Source organism: Baekduia sp., from assembly GCF_035996765.1.
Classification (GTDB): domain Bacteria; phylum Actinomycetota; class Thermoleophilia; order Solirubrobacterales; family Solirubrobacteraceae; genus Baekduia.
The window spans coordinates 33,919-56,455 of record NZ_DASYJG010000068.1; the positions used below are offsets into that span (position 1 = coordinate 33,919).

20 protein-coding genes are annotated in these 22,537 nt (G+C 71.4%); 13 read left to right on the forward strand and 7 right to left on the reverse strand.

Features of this window, described 5'->3' with window-relative positions; all coding sequences use genetic code 11:
- Positions 1-23 precede the first annotated feature (23 nt).
- The 4 genes from VGO10_RS15480 to VGO10_RS15495 all read left to right on the forward strand — a co-directional run bounded on the left by VGO10_RS15480 (position 24) and on the right by VGO10_RS15495 (position 5,105).
- Complete coding sequence (locus VGO10_RS15480) at positions 24-3,725, forward strand: glycosyltransferase (protein ID WP_327469924.1); 3,702 nt, start codon at positions 24-26, stop codon at positions 3,723-3,725.
- Positions 3,726-3,827: 102 nt separating this feature from the next.
- The gene (locus VGO10_RS15485; RefSeq protein WP_327469926.1) at positions 3,828-4,352 is read left to right on the forward strand and encodes a hypothetical protein; all 525 of its coding nucleotides are present in this window, start codon (positions 3,828-3,830) and stop codon (positions 4,350-4,352) included.
- A 43-nt stretch (positions 4,353-4,395) separates the two neighbouring features.
- Positions 4,396-4,683 carry a hypothetical protein gene (locus tag VGO10_RS15490; protein WP_327469928.1) on the forward strand — a complete coding sequence of 96 codons (288 nt, stop codon included), beginning with the start codon at positions 4,396-4,398 and terminating at the stop codon, positions 4,681-4,683.
- Positions 4,683-5,105, forward strand: a complete 423-nt coding sequence (locus VGO10_RS15495; RefSeq protein WP_327469994.1) for a type II toxin-antitoxin system VapC family toxin — start codon at positions 4,683-4,685, stop codon at positions 5,103-5,105. The genes VGO10_RS15490 and VGO10_RS15495 overlap by 1 nt, the downstream gene beginning before the upstream one ends.
- 76 nt (positions 5,106-5,181) lie before the next feature.
- Here the strand turns inward: VGO10_RS15495 and VGO10_RS15500 are convergent, their stop codons facing one another.
- Positions 5,182-5,448, reverse strand: coding sequence for an ArsR/SmtB family transcription factor (locus VGO10_RS15500; RefSeq protein WP_327469930.1), 267 nt, complete (start codon positions 5,446-5,448; stop codon positions 5,182-5,184).
- A 22-nt stretch (positions 5,449-5,470) separates the two neighbouring features.
- Between VGO10_RS15500 and VGO10_RS15505 the strand changes: the two genes are divergently transcribed.
- Both VGO10_RS15505 and VGO10_RS15510 read left to right on the forward strand, forming a co-directional pair.
- Positions 5,471-5,833 (forward strand): winged helix-turn-helix domain-containing protein, encoded by a 363-nt coding sequence (locus tag VGO10_RS15505; protein WP_327469932.1) that lies wholly within the window; start codon positions 5,471-5,473, stop codon positions 5,831-5,833.
- A gap of 136 nt (positions 5,834-5,969) precedes the next feature.
- Complete coding sequence (locus VGO10_RS15510; protein ID WP_327469934.1) at positions 5,970-6,314, forward strand: hypothetical protein; 345 nt, start codon at positions 5,970-5,972, stop codon at positions 6,312-6,314.
- Between the two features lie 36 nt (positions 6,315-6,350).
- Here the strand turns inward: VGO10_RS15510 and purM are convergent, their stop codons facing one another.
- The 3 genes from purM to VGO10_RS15525 are packed head-to-tail and all read right to left on the reverse strand — an operon-like array spanning position 6,351 to position 8,878.
- Positions 6,351-7,406 (reverse strand): phosphoribosylformylglycinamidine cyclo-ligase, encoded by a 1,056-nt coding sequence (gene purM / locus VGO10_RS15515; RefSeq protein WP_327469936.1) that lies wholly within the window; start codon positions 7,404-7,406, stop codon positions 6,351-6,353.
- A 49-nt stretch (positions 7,407-7,455) separates the two neighbouring features.
- The gene (locus VGO10_RS15520; protein ID WP_327469938.1) at positions 7,456-8,232 is read right to left on the reverse strand and encodes an undecaprenyl-diphosphate phosphatase; all 777 of its coding nucleotides are present in this window, start codon (positions 8,230-8,232) and stop codon (positions 7,456-7,458) included.
- Complete coding sequence (locus tag VGO10_RS15525; RefSeq protein ID WP_327469940.1) at positions 8,219-8,878, reverse strand: DedA family protein; 660 nt, start codon at positions 8,876-8,878, stop codon at positions 8,219-8,221. The genes VGO10_RS15520 and VGO10_RS15525 overlap by 14 nt, the downstream gene beginning before the upstream one ends.
- 78 nt (positions 8,879-8,956) lie before the next feature.
- On the opposite strand from VGO10_RS15525, the gene VGO10_RS15530 reads away from it, so the two are divergent.
- Together VGO10_RS15530 and VGO10_RS15535 are read left to right on the forward strand one after the other, a co-directional pair.
- Positions 8,957-10,423 (forward strand): hypothetical protein, encoded by a 1,467-nt coding sequence (locus VGO10_RS15530; protein WP_327469942.1) that lies wholly within the window; start codon positions 8,957-8,959, stop codon positions 10,421-10,423.
- A gap of 22 nt (positions 10,424-10,445) precedes the next feature.
- Positions 10,446-11,105, forward strand: a complete 660-nt coding sequence (locus tag VGO10_RS15535) for a class I SAM-dependent methyltransferase (RefSeq protein WP_327469944.1) — start codon at positions 10,446-10,448, stop codon at positions 11,103-11,105.
- Here the strand turns inward: VGO10_RS15535 and VGO10_RS15540 are convergent.
- Complete coding sequence (locus VGO10_RS15540; protein WP_327469946.1) at positions 11,102-13,012, reverse strand: glycosyltransferase; 1,911 nt, start codon at positions 13,010-13,012, stop codon at positions 11,102-11,104. The two genes, VGO10_RS15535 and VGO10_RS15540, sit on opposite strands and share 4 nt — an antisense overlap.
- Complete coding sequence (locus tag VGO10_RS15545; RefSeq protein ID WP_327469948.1) at positions 13,009-14,820, reverse strand: aminotransferase class I/II-fold pyridoxal phosphate-dependent enzyme; 1,812 nt, start codon at positions 14,818-14,820, stop codon at positions 13,009-13,011. Before VGO10_RS15545 ends, VGO10_RS15540 begins: the two co-directional genes overlap by 4 nt.
- A 191-nt stretch (positions 14,821-15,011) precedes the next feature.
- On the opposite strand from VGO10_RS15545, the gene VGO10_RS15550 reads away from it, so the two are divergent.
- Both VGO10_RS15550 and VGO10_RS15555 read left to right on the forward strand, forming a co-directional pair.
- Entirely contained in the window at positions 15,012-16,103 is a 1,092-nt protein-coding gene (locus VGO10_RS15550; RefSeq protein ID WP_327469950.1) for a DegT/DnrJ/EryC1/StrS family aminotransferase, read from the forward strand.
- Positions 16,104-16,184: 81 nt separating this feature from the next.
- Positions 16,185-17,189, forward strand: coding sequence for a DUF354 domain-containing protein (locus tag VGO10_RS15555; protein ID WP_327469952.1), 1,005 nt, complete (start codon positions 16,185-16,187; stop codon positions 17,187-17,189).
- Positions 17,190-17,641: 452 nt separating this feature from the next.
- Here the strand turns inward: VGO10_RS15555 and VGO10_RS15560 are convergent, their stop codons facing one another.
- Positions 17,642-18,625, reverse strand: a complete 984-nt coding sequence (locus VGO10_RS15560) for a Gfo/Idh/MocA family oxidoreductase (RefSeq protein ID WP_327469954.1) — start codon at positions 18,623-18,625, stop codon at positions 17,642-17,644.
- Positions 18,626-18,688: 63 nt separating this feature from the next.
- Between VGO10_RS15560 and VGO10_RS15565 the strand changes: the two genes are divergently transcribed.
- Genes VGO10_RS15565 through VGO10_RS15575 form a run of 3 tightly spaced genes read left to right on the forward strand, consistent with a single transcriptional unit; the run spans position 18,689 to position 22,534 of the window.
- Positions 18,689-20,647: a nucleoside-diphosphate sugar epimerase/dehydratase gene (locus VGO10_RS15565; RefSeq protein ID WP_327469956.1), complete on the forward strand. Its 1,959-nt coding sequence runs from the start codon at positions 18,689-18,691 to the stop codon at positions 20,645-20,647.
- Positions 20,648-20,660: 13 nt separating this feature from the next.
- Positions 20,661-21,764: a LytR C-terminal domain-containing protein gene (locus VGO10_RS15570; RefSeq protein ID WP_327469958.1), complete on the forward strand. Its 1,104-nt coding sequence runs from the start codon at positions 20,661-20,663 to the stop codon at positions 21,762-21,764.
- Between the two features lie 14 nt (positions 21,765-21,778).
- The gene (locus VGO10_RS15575; protein ID WP_327469960.1) at positions 21,779-22,534 is read left to right on the forward strand and encodes a phosphosulfolactate synthase; all 756 of its coding nucleotides are present in this window, start codon (positions 21,779-21,781) and stop codon (positions 22,532-22,534) included.
- The last annotated feature ends 3 nt before the right edge of the window (positions 22,535-22,537 follow it).

The window sequence follows — 22,537 nt, forward strand, 5'->3', positions numbered from 1 at the left end:
TCGATGCCGATTTCCGGGAGTGGATGACTCCCTCCCCGCGCGTAACGCTCGGTGTCGCCACCTACTCCCGCGACACCTACCTGGCCGAGGCGGTCGCCTCCTGCCTGGCTCAGGACTACCAGGACCTCGAGGTCTTGGTCGTCGTCGATGGTTCGAAGAACCCCAAGATCGACGAGGTCCTGGCGCGCTTCGACGACCCGCGGCTGCGGATCGTGCGCCATGAGACCAACCGCGGGATCGCCGAGGCCTACAACACGATCATCCGTGAAGGCCGCGGTGAGCTGATCGGCATGCTCGGCGACGACGACGTCTGCCTGCCCGATCGCATCTCGCGCTCGGTCGCCGTCTTCGATGCGCATCCCGACACGGGCGTCGTCCACGGCGACGCTCACATCATCGATGCCGACGGCACGCAGCGCGGCCGCCAATCGGTGGCGGACTTCAAGACCACCGCCTTGCTCGAATGCCTCTGGCGGATCCACAACGTCATCATCGATCCGACGCGGCTGGTGCACCGGCGCGTCTATGAGGCCGTCGGTGGCTATCACCCCGACTACACGCTGGCCCAGGACTTCCACTTCTGGCTGCGCGCCGCGCCGCACTTCCGCTTTCGCCACGCCGGCGACGAGCCGCTGATCAAGCTGCGCCGCCACGGTGACAACTTCTCCGACGAGTCGATGCGCCATCTGGAGATCGACCAGGTCGAGGCTGCGCTGTGGGAGTCGCTGGAGCGTGAGTCGCTGGAGCTGCTCGTGCCCGAGATCGACTGGCCGCTGCTGTCGGCGGTCGATGGTGAGCGCGAGGCGCTGACGCGGTTGGCCGGCCAACTGACGCACCGTGCGCTGCCGCTGCCGCGGTTGGCGCGTCGCGTGTTGGAGCGCGCCCAGGCGCTGCCGGCCTGCCCGCCGCCGGCACGCAGCAAGGGCAAGTTGTTGATGACGGCCTTCGGTTGGGATGACGCCGGCGGTGGCACGATGCTGCCGCGCTTCGCCGCCCGTGAGCTCGTGCGCCGTGGCTGGGATGTCACGGTCTTTCATGCCGCCGTCGCGCCCGACCCGTCCGGCGTGCCGTACGCGCTGCGCGAGTGGGAGGACTGCGGCGTCCGGCTGGTCGGCGTGCACAACCGACCGCACGGGTTGCTCGACATGGCCCACCCCGACCGCGAGCTCGACGATGCGCCGATCACGGCCGCGTTCGAGGACGTCATGGATCGCTTGCAGCCCGACGTCGTGCACTTCCACAACCTGCACAACCTCGGCGCGGCGCTGCTCGACGTCGCCCACGCCCGCGGCGTGCCGTCCTACTTCACCACCCACAACTACTGGCTGGTCTGCCCGCGCGCCTACCTGCTGCGCGGCGACAACAGCCTCTGCGGTGGCCCCGGCGACGCCGGCGCCGACTGTGCCACCTGCATCGGTGGCGACGCTGCCGGACCCGACGCCTACAAGAACCGCTTGGCAACGATCCGCGAAGCGTTCTCGCGCGGGATCACCGCGTGCCTGGCGGTCTCGCACGGCGTGCGCCGCACGCTGATCGACCAGGGCTATCCGGCCGAGGCGCTCGACGTCGTCCGCCAGTCGGTGCCTGCCGAGGAGCTCGCCTGGGAGCGCGTGGGGCGCGACCGCGCGCCGGGGCGTGTTGACGACCGTGCGCTGACCGTCGGCTTCTTCGGCTCGGTCTACGCCCACAAGGGTGCGCAGCTGCTCGTGCAGGCCGCGCAGCTGGTCGACGCGCCGCTGCGCGTGCAGATCCACGGCGAGGTGTCCGACGCGATGGCCACCCGCCTGCGCGCGCTCGACGTTCGCGGTGTCGTGGAGATCTGTGGCAAGTTCGCCGCCGCCGAGCTCCCCGACCACCTTGGCGGCGTCGACGTCGCCGCGCTCCCGTCGTTGTGGTGGGACTGCGCGCCGCTGGTCGCCGGCGAGTGCCTGGCCGCGCGCGTGCCGGTGTTGGCGCCGCGCATGGGCGGGCTGGCCGAGGCGATCCGCGACGAGGTCGATGGGCTGGCCTTCGACGGCGGCGACGCCGCGGGGCTGGCATCGCAGCTGCAGCGACTGGCGACCGAGCATGGGTTGTTGGAGCGCTTGCAGGCGGGCATCGAGGCACCGCGGGGCTTTGGCGCCTACGTCGATGAGCTGGAGCAGTACTACGCCGGGCAGCGTCCGTCGCGGGTGGTCGACGAGCCGTCGACCGTCGTGGCGTGGGTCGGCGAGCACGACGCGCCGACGAGCCTGGGGCGGATCAACCGCTCGGTTTGCGGCTCGCTGCAGGACGACCCGTCGCTGATCGTGCGCGCAGGCGCCACCGACCGCACGGCGGCCCCTACGCCGCTGCCGCATGCGGCCGACGTCGAGGTCCGCCACCAGTGGCCGCCGGACTTCCGCCCGCCGGCTTCGGGCCACCTCGCGCTGATCCAGCCGTGGGAGTTCGGGTCGATCCCGACCGCCTGGGTCGCGCCGCTGCAGACGGTGGTCGATGAGCTGTGGGTGCCGTCCGAGCACGTGCGGCGCATGTACCTGGAGGCCGGGGTCGACGCCGACCGCGTGGCGGTCGTTCCCAATGGTGTCGACTTGGCGCACTACTCGCCGGAGGGTCCGGCGATGGAGCTCGACGGGGCGGGCGGCTTGCGCTTCCTCTTCGTCGGTGGCGCGATCTCGCGCAAGGGCATCGATGTGTTGTTGTCGGCCTACGGCGAGGCGTTTGCCGGGCGCGACGATGTGTCGTTGATCGTCAAGGACTTCGGCGCCGACGGCGTCTACCGTGGCGGCGATCGCGCAGAGCTGCTGCGTATGGCGGCCGACGCTGACGGACCGCGGGTCGTTCACCTCACGGACACCCTCACCGACGACGAGGTCGCCGCGCTCTATCGCGCCTGCGATGTGCTGGTCCATCCCTACCGCGGCGAAGGCTTCGCGATGCCGGTCCTCGAGGCGATGGCCTGCGGGCTGCCGACGATCGTCACCGAGGGCGGCCCGACCGACGAGTTCTGCCCGGCCGACGCCGGCTGGCAGATCCCATCGGCCAAGGCGCTGCTGCCCGGGCGCCGGATCGGCGACCTCCCGCTGGCCGGCGAGGCCTGGATGCTGGAGCCCGATCGCGACGCGCTGGTCACGCTCTTGCGCGAGGTGGCTGTCGTGGGCGAGCAGGAGCGTGCACGCCGGGGCGCTGCGGCCCGCGCGGCTGCCGAGTCGCTGGGCTGGGACGCCGTGGCCGCGCGCTACGCGGAGCGGATTCGCGCGCTGAGCGACCGTCCCGCACGCATCACCCAGCTTCCCGCCGTCGATCTCGACCTCGCCGCTGCGGCGCGCCCGCGCCTGCTCGCGCTCCCGGCCTACCGCGGCAGCGACGAGCTCGCCGCGCTGCTCGGCGCTTGGGCCACCGTCGCGCCCGCCGGCACTCCCGGCACGCTGATCCTCGTCGCCGACCCTGCCCGCGACGGCACACCCGAGCAGATCGAAGCCCACATCCTCGCCGCCGCGACCACCGCCGGCATCGACCTCGACCACTGCGCCGACATCGAGGTCCGCTTCCTGCACGCCACCCCCGGCCGCGACGCCGCCCTGCACGCCGCCACCGACGCCTTCATCGGACTCCACGGCGCCTCCACCGGCCACACCCGCCTCGCCACCACCGCCGGCAACGCGGTCCTCGAACCCACCACCGAGTCCCTCCGCGCCTTCTTCACCACGCCCGCCGCTGCGGCACCGGTCCTCGCCACTGCTTAGCTGCGCCCGCGTACGGCCTATTTACACTGATGTGCCGTGTCTCTGCTCACGCGGCTCTTGCAAGTCTTGGACCACCCGTTGGTTACACGAGGCGGGAGTGCGGTGACCCTGTTCGGCATCGCAAGTGCTGTCTATGGCCTGGCCCGAGCCCACGGAGGTTGGACGGTCGGCGGGTATGTGTTGATAGCAGCCGGACTTGTTGTGTTGTTGAGCGGACATACCCAGAAGAAGCGGCGTCAGGATCGTTTTCCGCGCCGGTACGACATGCCAGACCGTGTTCGGATCGCTACCGAGCTGCGCGCGTGTCAGCACGAGTTCACGAGCTACTTACGCAGCCGAGCGTTGGAAGCAGCTGCGCTGTCCGGCATACCGTCAGTTGCCGAGCGTCTGCCGGATTGGACTTCGTGCTTCTCTGGCGATCAACGGTGGCAGGACCAGACCATCGCGGAATTCACGCGGACATATCGACCGACGTTGTACAAGCTGCTCGATCAAACGCATGAGGTAGGTGTCGCGGTAGCCGAACCAATGGAGCTGTTGCGACTGGCCTCGTCGGTCAGCGAAGTCTGGCTGTTCCAGCGGGGCCTGTACGACCTCGAGATGGCCTTGCGCGAGGGGCCCTTCTGACAAGCCTTGCGACTTCTCGGGTGTAGCGTCTACGCTAGACGACATGACGCTACGTGGCTCCAAGCTGAAGGCCGAGGTCGGCGTTCGCGAGCTGCATGACCAGCTCAGCCGCTACGTGCGCCACGCTGCCGAAGGGAGCGAGGTGTTTGTGACGATGCGGGGCCAGCGGGTGGCGCGGCTCTCCCCGCTGGAAGTCAGCGACCCCCTCGCAGACCTGCGCGCACGTGGGCTCGTGCGCGAGGCAACGCGGCCGAGGCGCAAGGTCGGCGGCCGCAAGCGGCTGGTTGCCGAAGGGTCGGTGTCCGACCTCGTGGCCGAGCAGCGACGCTGATCGTCTACTTCGACACGTCGGCGCTGGTCAAGCTCGTCTTCGAGGAGCCCGGCTCAGATGTGGCCGCGGAGCTGTGGGATCGGGCGGAGGGCGTCACCTCCAGTCAGCTGGTCTATCCCGAGGCGCGTGCCGCGGCGGCCGCCGCATATCGGGCCGGTCGGATCGATACGCGCATGCTGCGTGCCGCGGTGAGGACCATCGAGGAGCTGTGCGACGACCTCGACGTCGTCGGACTCGACGAGGCCCTAGCCCGCGCTGCCGGCGATCTTGCCGAGCGTCGCGGCCTCCGCGGCTACGACGCCGTGCACCTCGCGTCGGCGAGTGCGATCGGCCACCCCGAGCTGGTTCTGGCCACCTGGGACCGTGATCTCGCTTCGGCCGCCGTCGCAGAACACCACATCGTCGTCCCAGCAGAGCAGTAGCGGGCCTACTCGACGGCGGCCACCGGCATTTCGGTGGGCAGCCTGCGGACTTGGTCAGAAATTCAGTAACAAGGACCTAGGGGTTCTGAAGGCGCTCGAGTGCGGCGGAAATGGCCGCCCAGCCTTCGGCCGTCCGCCATCGGCTTGGGTCGTCCGCGGCGGCGGCGACCAGGCCGGCGTCGTGGAGGATCGCGAGGTGGTGCGCGATCGTTGGCTCCGCGGCGTTGAGCGCCACGGCTAGCTCGCTCGGCGCCTGCTCGTGATCCTCCAGTGCCACGAGCAGGGCGAGGCGCAGAGGGTTCGCGACGGCCCGGAGGACGTCGGCAGGGACGGGCTCGGACATCGCAAGAGACGATAGACCCACTGTGAAAGATCTGCTCAACAGTCACCGACGTGATACCCGCATGGGTGAGCACGAGGACGTATGGTCGGGCCCCGGCTCCATGCTCGATCCCGATTTCCTGTCAGCACTTGGGCATCCTGCCCGCCTCCAGGCCCTCGTGCTGTTCGAGCAACGGCCAGCCTCTGCGCGCGAGCTGGCGGCGCTCGTCGACCTCTCGCCGAGTGCGACGCTTTACCACGTGCGAAAGCTGCGCGATGCGGGGCTCATTGAGCAGGTCGACTCCCGTCAGCGTCGCGCGTTCGTTGAGCGGGTGTGGCGCACGAGCACTACCGGCTGGGCTGATGTCGAGCGCATGCTCACCGACGTGGCGGCGCGCACGCCCTAGCGGTGTTGAGCGCGAGATCTCCAGGGCAGCGCGCCAGCCGATCCTGTTCTTTTCAATCCTAAAAGGCTAAAGAAGCGCCAATACGGCTGATCTGTCGAGCACCGGCAGATTCTGTCCTCCGTAGCGTCGCGGGCGAGTGCTCGAGCAGGAGGAGATCAGGCGGCGCATCCGGGCCGCGATGGCGTTGGCCGACATCGGCAGCTGGGAGCAGCTGGCCGAGCAGACGCCGCTGAGCCGCTCGACGCTCAAGGACCTCGGCACCGTCCGTGGTCGCGCGGAGGAGACGCACCTGCGCGTCATCGCCGCGGCCTGCGATCTCCCCTACGCATGGTTCACCGTCGCCGACATCGGTGGCGCGGTCACGCGGGAGGACGAGGATCCGGCGATCGGGGAGCGCCTCGAGGCGCTGGAGCGCACGGTCGCAGCGCTGGTCCGCCGTGTCGGCGAGATCGGCGGCGGAGCTAGCGCAACGGGTAGCTGAGCTGCCCGCGCCGAGCCTCGTCGGCGACTTCGGCGTCTATCGCAGCGGGTAGCTGAGGCCCAGGCCCGGCACGGTGATGGTCCCGACCTGATCGGTGACCGTGCCGACGCGGCGGGCGCCGGGATGGTGGCCGGCGAGGATCGCGGCGGCATCGTCGGCGTCGGCCTCGGGCACGATCGCGACGAAGCCGCAGCCCATGTTGAAGACCTCCCACATCTCGGCGGTCTCCACGGCGCCGAGGCGGGCGACGAGGTCAAAGATCGGCGTGACCGGCAGCGGATCCTCGATCGCGTAGCCGGCGCCGAGGCGCAGGATGTTGGTCAGGCCACCGCCCGTGATGTGGGCCAGCCCGCGCACGTCGACGCTGGAGCGCAGCAGCTCGAGCACGGCGCGCACGTAGATGACGGTCGGCTCGAGGAGGGCGTCGGCGACCGAGGCGCCGCCGATCTCGGCGGGTGTGTCGTCGAGGCCTAAACCGCCTTGCTCTTGCAAGGCTCGCCGGGCCAGCGTGTAGCCGTTGGAGTGCAGCCCCGACGATGGCACGCCGATGATCGCGTCGCCGGCGGCGATCCGATCGCCCAAGATGATGTCCTTGATCGCGACCGTCCCGATCGCCGTCGCGCAGAGGTCGAAGCCCTGCGGCGACGGGTGGCCGCGGATCAGCTCCGGCAGCACCGCCAGCTCGCCGCCGGGGACCTCGCAGCCCGCCGCCTCGGCACCGACCTTCAGGCCCATGCCGATGCGTGCCAGCCGCTCCGGGTCGACCTCCTCGACCGCGAGGTAGTCGACGAGCGCGATCGGCTCGGCCCCGACGCAGACGAGGTCGTTGACGTTCATCGCCACGCAGTCGATGCCGACGGTCTCCAGGCGGTCGGCCTGCTCGGCGACGACGAGCTTGGAGCCGACGCCGTCGGTCGCGATCGCGATCCCGAGCTCGTCGGTGACGCGCAGCACCGAGGCGTAGTGGCCGCTGGGCACGACCGACCGGGACGGCGTGCCGGTCTCGATCGTGCGCAGGACGGAGACCAGGGCGCCGACGCCCTCGTCGGCCTGGTCGGTGTCGACGCCGGCGGCGGCGTACGCATCGCTCATAGTGGGCGATGCTCGCAGATGAGGCCTACGAGCGATGTGGCCGCATCGCTCATGCCTGCGATCGTCGCAGACGGCGCAGCGCCAGCGCCGCCAGCGTCACGCGCTCGGCCGCGGGGGCCAGGACCGACGTTGCTCCGCGCAGCGGTGCAGCAGCCAGCGTCGAGGCCAGCGCCGCCGCCATCCCGGCTGCGAACGCCACGCGCAGCTCCGGCGCCGGCGGCCGCCGGGCCAACCGCCACGCTTTCAGGCCCGTGGCGCCCGCGATGACCGGCAGCCCCGCGCGGCGGCCGAGGTCAAACGCGGCCTCGCGCCGGAAGCCACGCAGCCGCGCGGCGGCGACAGTCAGTCCGAGGCGCGACACGCCCGGCCACAGCGCGCACGCCTGCGCGAGGCCGAGCACGGCGGCGTCGGCCAGCGTCGCCTCCTCGGCACGACGCGAGCCCGATGCCGCCGCGTCCGCCGCGACCAACAGCGCCGAGCCCGCCAGCAGCCCGACCGCCGTCGCGCCAATGCCGCCCAAGCGCTGCTCGATCGGTCCCTCCAGCAGGAACCCGATCACCGCGGCGGGCCCCGTCGCCACCGCCGCCCAGGCCACGCCCGGCAGCGGGACCAACACCAGCAGACCGCCCAGCGTTCCCGCATGCAGCGCGACCTCGAAGGCTTTGCGGACGTCGTCGTCCAGCCGCGCCGACGGCCAGTCCAGCAGCTGCGGGATCAGCGCGACGTGCGCCGAGGAGCTGATCGGGATCAGCTCGGCCGGGCCGTGCAGCGCGCCGAGCGCGACGGCGTGGCAGAGCGGAAACCCCGCGCGCTCAGGCGGCGGCATCGGTCGCCAGACGCGCCCGCCGCGCGCGCCACCAGCGCTGCCCGAACCACGCTGCGGCCAGCACGATCAGCACCGCCACGCCGTAGTCGACGTAGTGCAGCCGGTCCTTCCAAACGTCCCAGTTGTCGCGCGCGGCCTTGCCCACAAGCGTCAGCATCAGGATCCACGGCACGCAGCCGGCCAGCGTCAGCGCCGAGAAGCGCCAGAACGGCATCCGCGCCACGCCCGCCGGCAGCGAGATGAACGTGCGCACGATCGGCAGCATCCGGCTGAAGAAGACGGCCCACGAGCCCCAGCGTTCAAACCAGCGCTCGGTCATCGCCAGGTGCTCGGGCTTGACGTGGAAGACCTTGTAGCGCTCCAGCAGCTCGGGGCGGCCGTAGTAGCCGATCGCGTAGGCGATCCACGAGCCGACGAGGTTGGCGATCGCCCCGACCGCCACCGCCGCGAAGAGGCTGTACTTGCCCTCGCTGACGTTGAAGCCCGCGAAGAGCATCGTGGCCTCTGAGGGGATCGGGATGCACGCGCTCTCAGGCACCATCAACAAGAAGATCCCGGGCAGCCCGAGATCACCGACGACGTTGGTGGCGAAGTCGGCCAGCTTGTCGGTGACGGCGGCGAGGACGAGGGCGAGGGCGATGGGCATGCGCGGGGAAGGCTAAAGGGTCGACCTTGCAGCGACCTGAAGGCTCAAGCACCTGCAGGCGATGCCGATGACCGGGGGGTGGACGCTCCCTCCCCGGCCCTGGTAGCCGCGCGTCGGCTTGCCCGCCACGCGGCCTGCCCCATCCTGCCCGTCGACGGCGTGCTCGCGCCAGAGCACGACGGCAGGGTCCTGCTCGTCGACGCCGAGCCGTCCGAGGCGCTGCTGAGCCAGCTGGCCGCCGCGCTCCCCGCCGTTGAAGCGCTTGTCCTCTGGGTCCCGGGCTGGGACGTCGCCACCGCGGCCGAGGCGCTCGGCCGCCACCACTTCGAGCACGGGACGGTCAGCGGCGTCGACATGCCGACCCCTGGTGTCCTGGCCGTGCTCACCGCCTCCGAGGCGTGCGCCGAGGTGCACGCCGCCGAGCTGGCCAAGGTCGAGCGGCCCTTCCGCGCGCTGGCCGTCATGCCCGCCTACAACGAGGGCGACGTCATCGGTGCCGCGATCGGCGCGCTGATCGCCGAAGGCGTCGACGTCTACCTCCTCGACCACCGCTCGACCGATGGCACGGTCGCCGCCGCCACGCCGTGGCTCGGCCGCGGCCTGGTGCGCATCGAGCGCTTCCCCGACGAGTCGGGCTTCGACGCGCGCAACGAGGACGAGATGGTCTGGCGCGACATCCTCAAGCGCGTCGAGCAGGTCACCGGCGAGGTGCAGGCCGACTGGTACCTGTTCGTCAACGCGGATGAGTTCCGCGAGTCGCCGTGGCCGCACACGACGCTGGCCGATGGCCTGCGCGAGGCCGACGAGCTCGGCTTCAACGCCATCAACTTCGAGCTGGTCAACTTCCGCCCGACGCCCGAGGACGCCTTTGTCGCCGGCACCGACGTGCGCGAGGCGCTGCGCTTCTACGAGGAGCCGGGCCCGTATGACCTGTTGCAGGTCAAGGCCTGGAAGGGGCAGCCGGCTGGACCGGTCAACCTTCACCAGCACGGCGGCCACGACGTCCTCTTCGAGGGCAAGCGGGTCTTCCCGGTGCCGTTCGTCCTGCGCCATTACCCGATCCGCAGCGCCCAGCACGGCCGCCGCAAGGTGATCGCCGAGCGCCTCGGGCGCTTTGCCGCCGAGGAGCGCGCGGGCGGCTGGCATGTCCAGTACGACCACTACGGCGACGACAGCGACTACCTCCACGAGCGCGCCGAGCTTTCGGCGTGGGACGGCGATCGCTTCCGCGCCCAGCTGCTGGCCCGCGCGACGCGCCAGCTGCTGCTGCTGGCAGCGGCCGGTGGTCGCGACGTCGGTGCTGAGGAGATCACCGTCGAGGGCCTCGCCGGGTGGCTGGGCCGTCGTGGCCACGGCAACCTCGGCGCTCCCGAGATCGCTCGCTTCCAGCAGCACCTGCTGTCCACGGCGCCGGCCGGCCCGGACCTGGAGGCCGCCGCGCGCGACCTCGGCCAGGTCGTCGAGGCCCAGGCGCGCGTCCGTGGCGAGATGCAGGCCGTCGCCCGGTTGGGCGACGCCCGCGACGCGCGCAGCGCGGCGGCATAACCCCTCCACGACCAAGGCCATCATGATCGCGATCCCCGAACCGACTGACCTCTGCCGCCTGGCCGAGCGCCACGACACCGACAAGGGCACCACGTACACCCAGGTCTACCACCGCTGGCTGGCGCACGTGCGCGAGCAGCGGCTGCGGATGCTGGAGATCGGGCTCTACAACGGCGGCTCGCTGCGGATGTGGCGCGACTACCTGCCCAACGCGGTCCTGCACGGGATCGACATCGACGCGCGCACGCTCGCCTACCAGGACGAGGTCCCCAACTCGCAGGTGCGCCTGATCGACCAGGGCAATGCCGCGGAGCTCGACGCGTTCGTCGCCGAGCTGGGCGGCAACTACGACTTCATCCTCGACGACGGCGGCCACACGATGGTCCAGCAGATCGTCTCCTTCGAGGTCCTCTGGCCGCAGGTCATGCCCGGCGGGATCTACGCGATCGAGGATCTCGGCACGTCCTACTTTCCCCACTATGGCGGGCAGGACCTCGGCGGCCCCGACACGGCCGTGGCCTACGCCAAGGAGCTGGTCGACGCGGTCAACCGCCAGCACGCGCTGCTCCCGCCCAACGGGCTCGCCTCGGCGGTGTCGCCGATCGCGGCCGCCAAGATGCGCCGCGACGTGGCGAGCATCCACTTCCACCCCGGGATCGCGCTGGTCGTCAAGAAGTTCTAGGCGACGAGCTCGTCGGCCACGAGCAGGACGGCCGTCGAGCGCGCGAGGTCTGCGCCGCCGGTGCCCGCGAGGGCGTCGAGCAGGCTGCCCTTCTCGGAGCGGCCGTGTCGTGCCGTGCTGGCGAAGCCGCCGACCGCCTCGAAGGCTGACCGGCGAACGGCGAGCGCCAGCCACTGCGACGGCGACTGCAGGCCGCCGTCAGGACGTACCGACTGCGGCAGTGCAGCGGCGGGCGTGGGCTTGGCGTCGAGCGCAGCGCTGAGCGCCTCCAGCCAGCCGGAGACCGGCAGGGCCGCGGCGTCGAGGAAGACGAGTTGCTCACCGGTCGCGACGGCGGCCGCCTGATCGCACGCGGCGCCGAAGCCGGCGGAGGTCGCGTTGCGCAGGACGCGCACGTCGCCTTCCAGCCCGCCCAGCAGGTGGGGCGTCGCGTCGGTCGAGCCGTCGTCGACGATGACGACCTCGAAGGTCGGCGCCTCGCCGAGCTCGGCGAGCGCCTGCAGGCTGTGCAGCGTGTGCGCGAACTGGTTGCAGACGGTCAGGACGACCGAGGCCTTCGGCGGCGCGGTCGCGACCGGGGGAGTGGGAGCGGGCGCCTCGGCGCGGTAGTGCTCGCCCCAGAGGTTGAAGGTCGCATCGTCCCAGGCCGTCGTCTCGACGATCGAGGGGCCTTCGAGGTAATTCCAGTCCGGGTTCGGGGTGCGCCAGTCGCCGTAGAGGGCCGTCAGCTCCACGTCGGAATCGCGCGCGTGTAGCCATGTACGGCCGGCCAGGCGCAGCTCCTTTAGCGGCTGGGCGGGGATGGTGCAGCGGTTGCGGAGCGACCGCTCGGGCGTCTGGCCGTAGTGATGGAAGACGAACTCGTCGCCGACGAGGTCCAGGCGGAAGAACTCGAACTTCGCGCCGTCCTTGGTGAAGGAGTGCTCGGTGGCCTCGCCGGTGAGGCCCGGGAAGCGGAAGTGGGGGTCAAAGCCCGCCTCGATCAGCGCCGGGAAGCTCGCCTCGAGGCGCTCGGCGTCCTCGCCGAGGTAGGCGAAGTCCACGTCCTTGGTGTCGTGGAGCATGATCTCGCCCTCGCGCACGAGGCCGAGGTCCAGGCCACCGAAGATCCAGGTCCGGCCGGCGATGGGGGTGTCGGCGAGCGCGTCGTGGAGCTGGCGCAGGTTGTCGATCAGCAGGTCGCGGCTGGCCTCCTGATCGGCGCGCCGCAGGTCGATGGTCGCGACCGCGGCGGGGCCCAATTCGACCACGCCGGCGGGCGCGTCGCGCAGGGTGGCGACGAGATGGTGGAAGTGGGTGTTGTCGTAGGTGTTGAACTCGGCCGGGTACGGATCGCGGACCTCGACGTCGAAGCACTCCGACAGCAGCGCGACCTCGGCGGCCAGCCACGGGTAGACCGCGTGGTAGCGCGAGCCGAGCGCTTCGGACTCGGTATCGATCACGACCTCCTCGCGGACGCCGAACTGCGCCTTGACGAACAGGGTCCCGCCGGGCGCGAGCATCGCGGCGCAGCGCCGGTAGAGGTCGCGGCGCTCGGCTGGATCGTCGAGGTAGGTGACGACGCCCAGCAGCAGGATGAGGTCGTGCCGTTGAGGGTCGAGGTAGGTCCGCACGTCGCCGTGGGCGGTGGTCAGGCGGGGGTGGTCCTCGGCTTGGGCCAGGAACGCCGGCACGTAGTCGACGGCGTGGACGATCGCCTGGGTGCTGTTGACCAGCTCGTTGGCGACGACGCAGGTGCCGCAGCCGAGGTCCAGGACCGACGCGCCGGGCGGGCAGAGCGCGCGGATCGCGGGCAGGTCGTAGTCGTCGTGGCCGCCGTGGAAGCGGGTTGCCCGCGGGCCCTCAACGGCCGTGCGGCCCTCCCAGAACTGGCGGGTCTCTTCAGCGGCGTTGGGGGCGGGGGTCACGCTGCACGCTCCAGGGTGTCGGCCGGGATCGCGGCCATGCGGGTCAAGGTGGTGACGAGCGCCGCGTTCTCCTCGGCGCGGCGGACCGCGATCCGCAGGCGCGGCCGGCCGTCGGCGAAGGCGGCGGTGACGTCGGGGACGTCGATGGCGCCGTCGATCAGCAGGTGCTCGCGCAGTGCGCTCGCCGCCGAGGCGGGACCGCGCAGGCCGACGAGCAGGAAGTTGCCGCCGCTGGGATGCACGTCGGCCACGAGGCCGATCCGCAGCAGCGCGAGCCGGAACCAGTCGCGGTCGGCGCGGCAGCGCTCCAGCGACGCGGCCAGCTGCGGGCGCGACTTGAGCAGGATCTCGATGAAGTGCTCGGCCGTCGAGCTGAGGTGGCGGCGCGGCAGCTGGGCGGCGACGCCTGCGCGCAGCTCCGGGTCGCTGCTGTGCAGGTAGCCGATGCGCAGGCCCGGGACGCCGAGCGAGGCGCCGAGGCTGCCGACGACCACGACGTTGGGCAGCGGCGCCGCGTCGAGCCGGGCGCGCAGGCTCGCGCGACCGCTGAACGGCGCGTGGGTCTCGTCGACGAGGAAGGTCGTCTGCGGGTGACGGGCGGCGAGCTCGTGCAGCCAGGCGGGGTCCAGCACGGTGCCGGTCGGCGTGTTCGGGTTGGCCAGCGCGACGACGTCGACCTCGCCGGCGAGCCGCTCGAGGTCGGCCGTGGCAATGCCGGGCACGTCGAGGAAGGTCGTCGCATCGGCGAAGACGCGCGCCAGCTCGTCGTAGGTCGGCGACGGCACGGCCACCGAGCGCTCGCTCCACAGGCGGGCCAGGATGGGGAGGACCTGTGAGACGCCGCTGAGCGCCGTGATCCGCTCACGCGGACTCTCTAAGAACCAGGCGAGCTTCTCGTCCAGGACCGCCTGGGAGGAGCCGGCGCCGGTCACGACGGCGGTCAGCGCGTGGCGGGTGGCGGCCAGCATCGACTCGGTCGGGAAGTGGGGGTTGCGCGCCAGGTCGAAGTCGACGAGGTCGAGGTTCCAGCGTCCACCGCGCGACTCGGCGAGGATCTCGCCGCGGCTCGCGGGCTCGAACAGGAAGCGGGCGGCGGCGAGGTCGTTGGGGTCGTCGACCTCGGCCCACGGCTCGCCGTCGACGACCTCGGCGGCGATCGCGTGCGACGTCAGGTCGCCCAGGCGGGCGAGGACCACCTCGTAGTAGGAGGTCTCGTCGACGTCGGCGAGGTGCTCGTGCAGCAGGGGCCGCAGCGTGTCGCGACAGAAGGCGGCCGAGAACCGGTAGATGTTGAGCGTCTTGTAGGTGTTGCGGTACTCGAAGTCGTCGCCCTGCAGGTAGGGCGGAAAGACTTGGGTGACCAGGCCGTCGGCCACGGTCACGACGGTCCCGTCCATGCCGGTCCGGTAGCGGTCCACGACGGCCAGCGTGCCCTGGCGGTGACGGGCCAGGCGGGTCAGCAGGCCGCGGGAGAGCAGCAGGTCGCACTCGACGAGCAGGACGTCCTGCTCGGGGTCGACGCCGTCGAGCGCCAGCGCCAGCGAGACGATGTTGTTGGTGACGTCGTAGCGGTCGTTGCGGTGGAAGCGGTAGCTCGGACCCGGCAGCTGCGCCGTCAGGTAGGCCTCGACCTCCTCGGCGCGGTAGCCCGTCGCGACGTGGATGTCGGTGACCCCGGCGTCGGTCAGCTCCTCGACGATGCGGGCGAGGATCGTCGTGCCGCCGATCTCGAGCATGGCCTTGTGGCACACGTCGGAGAAGGGGCGCATGCGGCGTGCCGAGCCGGCGGCCAGGATGACGGCCTGCACGGTCAGCCCTCGAGGTGGCGGCAGGAGGGCAGTGCGCGCCGTCGCGCGCAGAAATGAGCGGAGGGACTCATCACACCGGGTGATCGGACGCTGTGGCGGGCGGCTTGAGCCTTCTCAGAGCACGTCTCGGGTGCGCGAACCCTCGACCTCTGACCGGGGACGCCCGCCGATCCATGGCTACGCTTGCAGCCGTGCCGGTTCCTCTGTTTGACCCCACCTCTCCCCAAGCGCCGCTGCGCGCCGACATCCGCGCCGCGGTCCATCGCGTGCTCGACGCGGGGCAGTTCATCCTGGGCCCGGAGGTCAAGGCCTTCGAGACCGAGTTCGCCGCCTATCTGGGCGCCGGTCACGCGATCGGCGTCGCCAACGGCACCGAGGCGATCACCGTCGCGCTGCGCGCCCTCGGCGTCGGGCCCGGCGACGAGGTCATCGTCCCCTCGTTCACCTTCTGGGCGTCGGCCGAGGCGATTCCCGCCACCGGCGCGATCCCGGTCTTCTGCGACGTCGACCCGGACACGATGTGCGTCACCGCCGAGACGGTGAAGGCCGCGATGACGCCGAAGACCAAGGCCGTCATCGCCGTGCATCTGTTCGGCAACGTCGCACCAATCGCCGAGATCGAGGCGCTCGGCGTCCCGGTCCTCGAGGACGCGGCGCAGGCCGCCGGCTCGACCTCGCCCGCCGGCCGCCCCGGCGCGTTGGGGACGATCGCGACCTTCTCGTTCTACCCCTCCAAGAACCTCGGCGCGTTCGGCGACGGCGGCGCGATCACCTGCCGCGACGCCGACCTCGCCGACCGCGTGCGCACCCTGCGCTACCACGGCTCCAAGGACAAGAAGGACTACGTCGACATCGGCTACAACAGCCGCCTCGACGAGCTGCAGGCCGCGATTCTGCGCGTGCAGCTGCCGCACCTCGACGCCTGGGCCGCGGCCCGCGTCGCCGCCGGCGACCGCTACGCCGAGGCGCTGGACGGCGTGGTGACGCTGCCCAAGGCCACCGACGGCAGCCGGCCCGCGTGGCACCTCTACGTCATCCGCCACAACGATCCCGACACGCTGCTGGCCGGACTGCAGGAGCAGGGCATCGGCGCGCGCCCCTATTACCGCGTGCCCGTCCACGCCCAGCCGCCGATGGCCAAGTGGGCACCGGCGCACGACCTTCCGGGCACCGCGGAGGCTGCGCGGACGCACCTCGCGATCCCGATGTCGGCGGCGCTGGACGCCGAGCAGGTGGATGAGGTGGTCTCGGCCATCCGGCAGACCGTGCTCACCACCGCGTAGCCCACAGTCTGACCATCGAGGGACGATTCGATCTCGCTGTACGAGATTCAGTCGTCCCTCGACGCGGTAGCGTCCTGCCGCTTGCGCGTCTGGTTCGACCTCACCAACTCGCCGCACGTCCTGGTCCTGCGCCCGCTGATCGCGGCGCTGCAGGCCGACGGCGCCGAGGTCACCGTCACCGCGCGCGACTTCGCCCAGACGGTCGCGCTCTGCGAGCGCTTTGGGATCGACTGCGAGGTCATCGGCCGCCACCGCGGCGCCAAGCTCGGGGCCAAGGCCATCGGGTTGGTCGACCGCTCGGCCGCGCTCGCCCGCTTCGCCCGCGGCAAGCGCTTCGACGTCGCGATCGGCCACGGCTCCAACGACGTGACCGTCGCGGCCTTCGCGCTGCGGATCCCGCGCACCACGATGTTCGACTACGAGTGGGCGACGGTCCAGCACACCGTCAACTGCCGGCTGGGCAACGCCGTCGTCGTGCCCGACGTCATCCCGTCCGAGCGCTTGTACAAGTACGGCGCGCGCGGCAAGTTGCAGCCCTACGCGGGGCTCAAGGAGGAGTACTACCTCGCGGACTTCGAAGCCGATAGCGCTGTGCTCGACGAGTTGAGCGTGGATCCGGCCCAGCCGCTGGCCGTCGTGCGCACGCCGCCCTCGGTCTCGCTCTACCACCGCTTCGAGAACGACCTCTTCGGCAACGTCCTGCTGGCGCTGCGCGAGCAGGCCCAAGTGGTCGTCCTTCCCCGCGTGGCCGAGCAGCGCGCAGAGCTGGAGCGCGCCGGCGGGTTCATCGTGCCCGAGCGCGCGATCGACGCGCAGTCGCTGATCGCCTACGCCGACCTCGTCATCTCGGCCGGCGGGACGATGAACCGCGAGGCCGTCGCGCTCGGGACGCCGGTGTTCACGACGTTCGAGGGCCGGCTGGGTGCGGTCGACGAGGACCTCATCGCGACGGGGCGCATGCGGCAGCTCACGTCGGCGGATGATGTTCAGGTCGTTCGACGCGATCCGGGCGCGGCGGTCGCCGAGCGCATCCGCCGCGACCCGCGCGAGCTGCTGGCGCTGGCGCTGGCGCCGCTTCGCTCGTAGTCCGTAGCGTCGTGGCGCTCAGTGCGGGCGCTGGTCGCGCTGCGCGGCGGGGTCTGTCGGCCCCGAGGGAGTGAGCGGGAGTGGGGTTCGCGGCGCCCCGGGTCGTCCGCGTGCGCCTGGCGGGCGATTCGGGGCCGAACTCCACTCAACGACATCGAACCCGCGCATATCGCGGGTTCGATGTCGCCGGTGATGGTTCGGTGCCGAATCCTGAGCTTCGTCGCCGTAGAACGCGTGGAACCCGCGGTATACGCGGGTTTCGTGTGCTCTGAGGCTCTCACCGGTCACCTGCGCCCTCGGGCGACGCCAAGATCCCCGCCCCGGGCGCTCGCGGACGACGGACCCGCGCCCCGAGGTCCCGACCCCGCTCGCTCCCTCGGTGCCGACGAACCACGCGCCGCACCCCGACCCGCGCCCGAGCTGAACGCCCAGACGCGGCGCGCAGCGCACCCCTACGCCGCCTGCGGCCCCCGGCGCATCGCCGGCCGATGCGCGATCAGCTCGATGCGCTTCAAAATCGCCAGCGCCGCCTCTTGACAGGCGATCGCCTGGCCGATGCCGACGTCCGGCGACGTGCGCCGCTCGTGATAGCGCAGAAACGCCGCGGCCTGGACGACGGCCGGATCCTCGAACGGCAGCTCGACGCGCTGGGCGATCGACTCGTGGCGGCCGACCTTGGAGGTCGTGCGGACCGCCTCGATCAAGCGGGTGTCAAGGTCGGCCATGATCTCGGCCGTCGTCGTGGTCACCCAGATGCGGCGGACATGGGCGGCGCCGGCACGGGAGGCGACGAGGCTGGCGACCAGGTCGTCCTCCATCACCAGCAGCGCCTGGGCGTGGTCGATGGGCCCGCCGCGGCGGATGCGCCGGCCGGCGGCCTGGGTCGCGGCGATCGGCTCGCCGGTGAGCGCCATGACGAACTGCAGGTCTTGGGCCATCAGCTCGGAGACGACGTCGAGCTCGGGCGTCGGGCCGGCCGCGGCCGGGTTCATCCGCTCGGCGTGGACGGCGATCAGCGTCTGGTCGGCGACCAGCGCGCGCAGCTCACGGACGGTCGGGTCGAAGTGCTCGTCGAAGGCGACCTGCGCGATCGGCCGGCGCGGGGCGCGCACGATCGCCGACAGCAGCGAATGGGCCAGCTCGACGGTCGGCGCCAGCGGCGGCTCGATCAGCACGTCCAGGCCGCGTTCCAGCGCGGCGCGGGCCAGCGCCGGGCGCTGCTCGGCGGTGCCGCCGACGATCGCGACGTGGGCCTCTTCGAACGCGGGCTCCAGCGTCTCGAGCCACGGAATGCCGAGCTCCATGGCGAGCTGCTTGGCCGCATCGGCGTTCGGGTCATAGACCCCTGCGAGGACGCAGCGGTCGGCGAGCGCGCGAAACGCGCGCGCATGTCGCTCACCGGCAACGCCGGCGCCGAGGACGATGGCCCTCACCATGTCCCCTGTGATCGGAACCCCGAACAGGGGCTTGAGGCCGGTGGTACGCCTACAATGCGGCGAATGCGCCAGCGCTTACGCTCCGCTGCGCTTCGCCTCCATCGCCACTCGGTCCCGCAGCTGGGCATCGACGCGGCGCTGGTCGCGCTCGCCTACATCCTTGCCTTCCGTCTCCGCTTCGACGGCGGGATCCCCAACGACTACGCCGATCTGCTGGCCGCGACGCTGCCCTACGTGGTCGCGGCGTCGCTGCTGATCTTCACGCTCTTCGGCCTTTATGAGAAGTGGTGGCGCTACGTCGGCCAGCGCGATTACGTCGGGATCGGCCAGGCGGTCATCGTCGCGACGCTGTTCGTCCCGGCGTTCAACGCGCTCACGCACCCCGAGGTCATCCGCTCGGGCCGCGGGGAGGTGACGCTCAGCGTCCCGACCGGCGTCCTGGCCTTTTTCTTCCTGCTGACGCTCGTCTTCGTCGGCGGCTCGCGCTTCGTCGCCCGCACGGTCTACGAGCGTCCGCTCAGCGGCTTCCGGCCACAGCCCAACGCGCGCCGCGTGCTGATCATCGGCGCCGGCGATGGCGGCCGCCTGGTCCTGCGCGAGATCGTCCGCAACCCGGACCTCGGCATGAGCCCCGTCGGCTTCGTCGACGACGACCCGACCAAGCACCGCATGCGCATCGACGGTGTGCGCGTGCTCGGCCGCACCGACGAGCTGGCGCGGATCCTCGACGAGGCCGAGCCCGACGAGGTCACGATCGCGATCCCCTCGGCGCCGGGCACGCTGCGCGCCCGGGTGGTCAGCGCCTGCCGCGCGCGGGGCATCGCGGTCCGCACGCTGCCGACGGTCTTCGAGCTCCTGCAGACGGGTACCGGCAATGTCGTGCGCCAGGCGCGCCCGGTCGAAGTCGAGGACATCCTCGGCCGCGAGCCCGTGCGGATGGAGCTCGACCGCGTCGGGCGCTACCTGCAGAACGAGGTCGTGATGGTCACGGGCGCGGGTGGCTCGATCGGCTCCGAGCTCTGCCGCCAGATCTCCCGCGTCGCCCCGCGCAAGCTGATCCTCCTCGACCACGCCGAGGACAACCTCTTCCGGATCATGCGCGAGCTGGAGGACGACCGCCACGTCCATCCCTCTTCGATGGCCGTCGTGCTCGCCGACTGCAAGGAGGGCGAGCGGATGCGCGAGGTCTTCGCCGAGCACCGGCCGACCGTCGTCTTCCACGCCGCCGCCTACAAGCACGTCGGCCTGATGGAGCTCAACCCGGTCGAGGCCGTGCGCAACAACGCGCTGGCGACGCGGCTGCTGGCGCGCGTGGCCGGCGAGCACGACGTGCGGCGCTTCGTGCAGGTCTCCACCGACAAGGCAGTCGCGCCGGCGACCGTCATGGGCGCCTCCAAGGCGCTGGCCGAGTTCGCCGTCGAGGCTGCGCAGGACCGGTGGCCCAACACGCGCTACGCGATCGTGCGCTTCGGCAACGTGCTGGGCTCCTCGGGCTCGGTCGTCCCGATCTTCCGCCGCCAGATCGCGCTCGGCGGCCCGCTGACGGTCACCGACAAGCGCATGACGCGCTACTTCATGACGATCCCGGAGGCGGTCCAGCTGGTCATCCGCGCCGGCTCGCTAGGCACCGGTGGCGAGATCTTCGTGCTGGAGATGGGCGACCCGGTCTCGATCTGGCAGCTGGCCGAGACGATGATCGAGCTGTCGGGCCTGCGGCCCGGCGAGGACATCGTGATCGAAGAGGTCGGCCGCCGGCCGGGCGAGAAGCTCTTCGAGGATCTCTTCAACCCCTACGAGCGCACGCAGCCCACGCCTGCCGACAAGATCCTGCGCGCCGAGCGCGACCGCTTGGACGTGCGAACTGTCGAGACCATGTTCGACGAGGTCGGCCTCCTGGTGCTGGAGGGCGACGCCGCGGCGCTGGCGGCGAAGGTCTCAGAGCTCTCGGAGCTGCGCAGCCTTAGCGCGCCAGATGGCGTGCAGGACGAGGGCACGGCGGGGACGGACCGGGCCGTTCTCTAGCATGGCGCCCTGCATGTCGTCGATTCTGGCCCTCTCGGTCTCCGACAAGATCGACCAGTACGGCGCCTACGCCGGCTTCGCGTCGGTCCTCGGGCTTGCCGTGCTGTCCCTGCTCTACTTCGCCCAGGCGCGGGAGGTCAAGCGTCTGCGTGAGTGGGCGGGCCGCTCGCCCGAGCGCGCGGCCGAGATGCAGGACCGCGCGGTTGCCGCTGCCCAGCAGCGTGCGGTCGTGGCGCCGCGTCCTGCGACGCCCGTTGGCGCGCCTGCGCCTGTCGTAGCTCCTAGTGCCCGACCCGCCGCGGCGACGCCGGCCGGGCAGGCCCAGAACGCACCTGCTGTCGCGCCTGCCGCTGCTGCGGCAGCCACCGCGGCCGGGGCCGCGACGGCGACGCCCGCCACGCCCGCCGCCGGAGCGCCAAACGCCCCCGGCCAGCCGACGACCGCGATGCCCGTGGCCAACGGCGCCGCAGCGCCGTCTGCGCCCGCCGGCCCGCCGGCCATTCCCGGCCAGCCGCTGCGCGTGCCCGGCGCAGCCACCACGCCGCCCCCCTCGCGCCTCTCCGAGCCCGACGACGACCACGGCTCGCGCCTGGCCGTCTTCGGCGCCATCGGGGCGATCGTCGTCGTCGCGATCGTGGCCGTGGTCCTGCTCACCGGCGTCCTCGGCGGCGACGACACCAAGACGCAGACGCCGAACACGATCGGCGCCCCCAGCAGCGACACCAGTGCGGACGCCAACGCGGGCAAGACCACCACCGGCTCCAACAGCGCGACGCCCGCCGCGGCGCCTGCGCCCGGCAGCTATGTGGTCGCGGTGCTCAACGGCACCACGGTCCCCGGCCTGGCCCGCGGCGTCGCCAACCGGCTGCAGAACACCAAGTTCAAGATCGGCAACGTGACCAACGCCGCGACGCAGGATCGCTCGGCGACGCTCGTCGAGTTCGCGCCCGGCCATCGCGCCGAGGCCGATGCGGTCGCCAAGGCGATCGACGTCGGCAAGGATGCGATCCAGCAGCTCTCGCCCGGCTCAAAGACGATCGCCGGCAATCAGGCGACGGTGGTCGTGACGGTCGGCTCCGACCAGAACACGTCGCCCCAGACGCAGACCACCCCGTAGCCGGCAGACAGCTCTTGGCCGGCTTCCTCGACCTCCCCGAGCGCAGCCCGAAGCCGCGCGAACGCGGCCTGACGCACGTGCTCGACAAGGGCCTGTCGTGCGCGGACGTCGACAGCCTGATGGAGGTCGCCGGCGATGCGGTCGACATCGTCAAGCTCGGCTGGGGCACCGCCTTGGTCACGGGCAACCTGACCGCCAAGCTCGCCCGCTATGCCGCCCACGACGTGCCCGTCGTCCTCGGCGGCACGCTCACCGAGATCGCGCTGCGCGACGGCCGTCTGGACGGGCTGATCGCATGGTGCAAGGAGCTCGGCATCGCCCACGTCGAGGTCTCCGACGGCACTATCGCGCTGGAGGCCGAGCGCAAGCGCGAGATCGTGGCGCGACTCTCACGCGACTTCACGGTCTTCTCCGAAGTGGGCTCCAAGGACGACGAGCGGATCATGGCCCCGTATCGCTGGGTCGAGGAGATCGAGGCCGAGCTGGCCGCCGGCGCGTGGAAGGTCATCGCCGAGGCGCGCGAGTCGGGGACCGCGGGCATCTTCCGGCCCGACGGCGAGGTCCGCATGGGCCTCATCGACGAGATCGTCCACGCGATCGACCCCGTGCACCTGATCTTCGAGGCGCCCCAGCGCGCCCAGCAGGTCTGGTTCCTCAAGCGCTTCGGGCGCGAGGTCAACCTCGGCAACATCGCGCCGGGCGACGTGCTGTCGCTGGAGACGCTGCGGATGGGCTTGCGCAGCGACACGATGGAGGCCGACCCTTCTTGACCA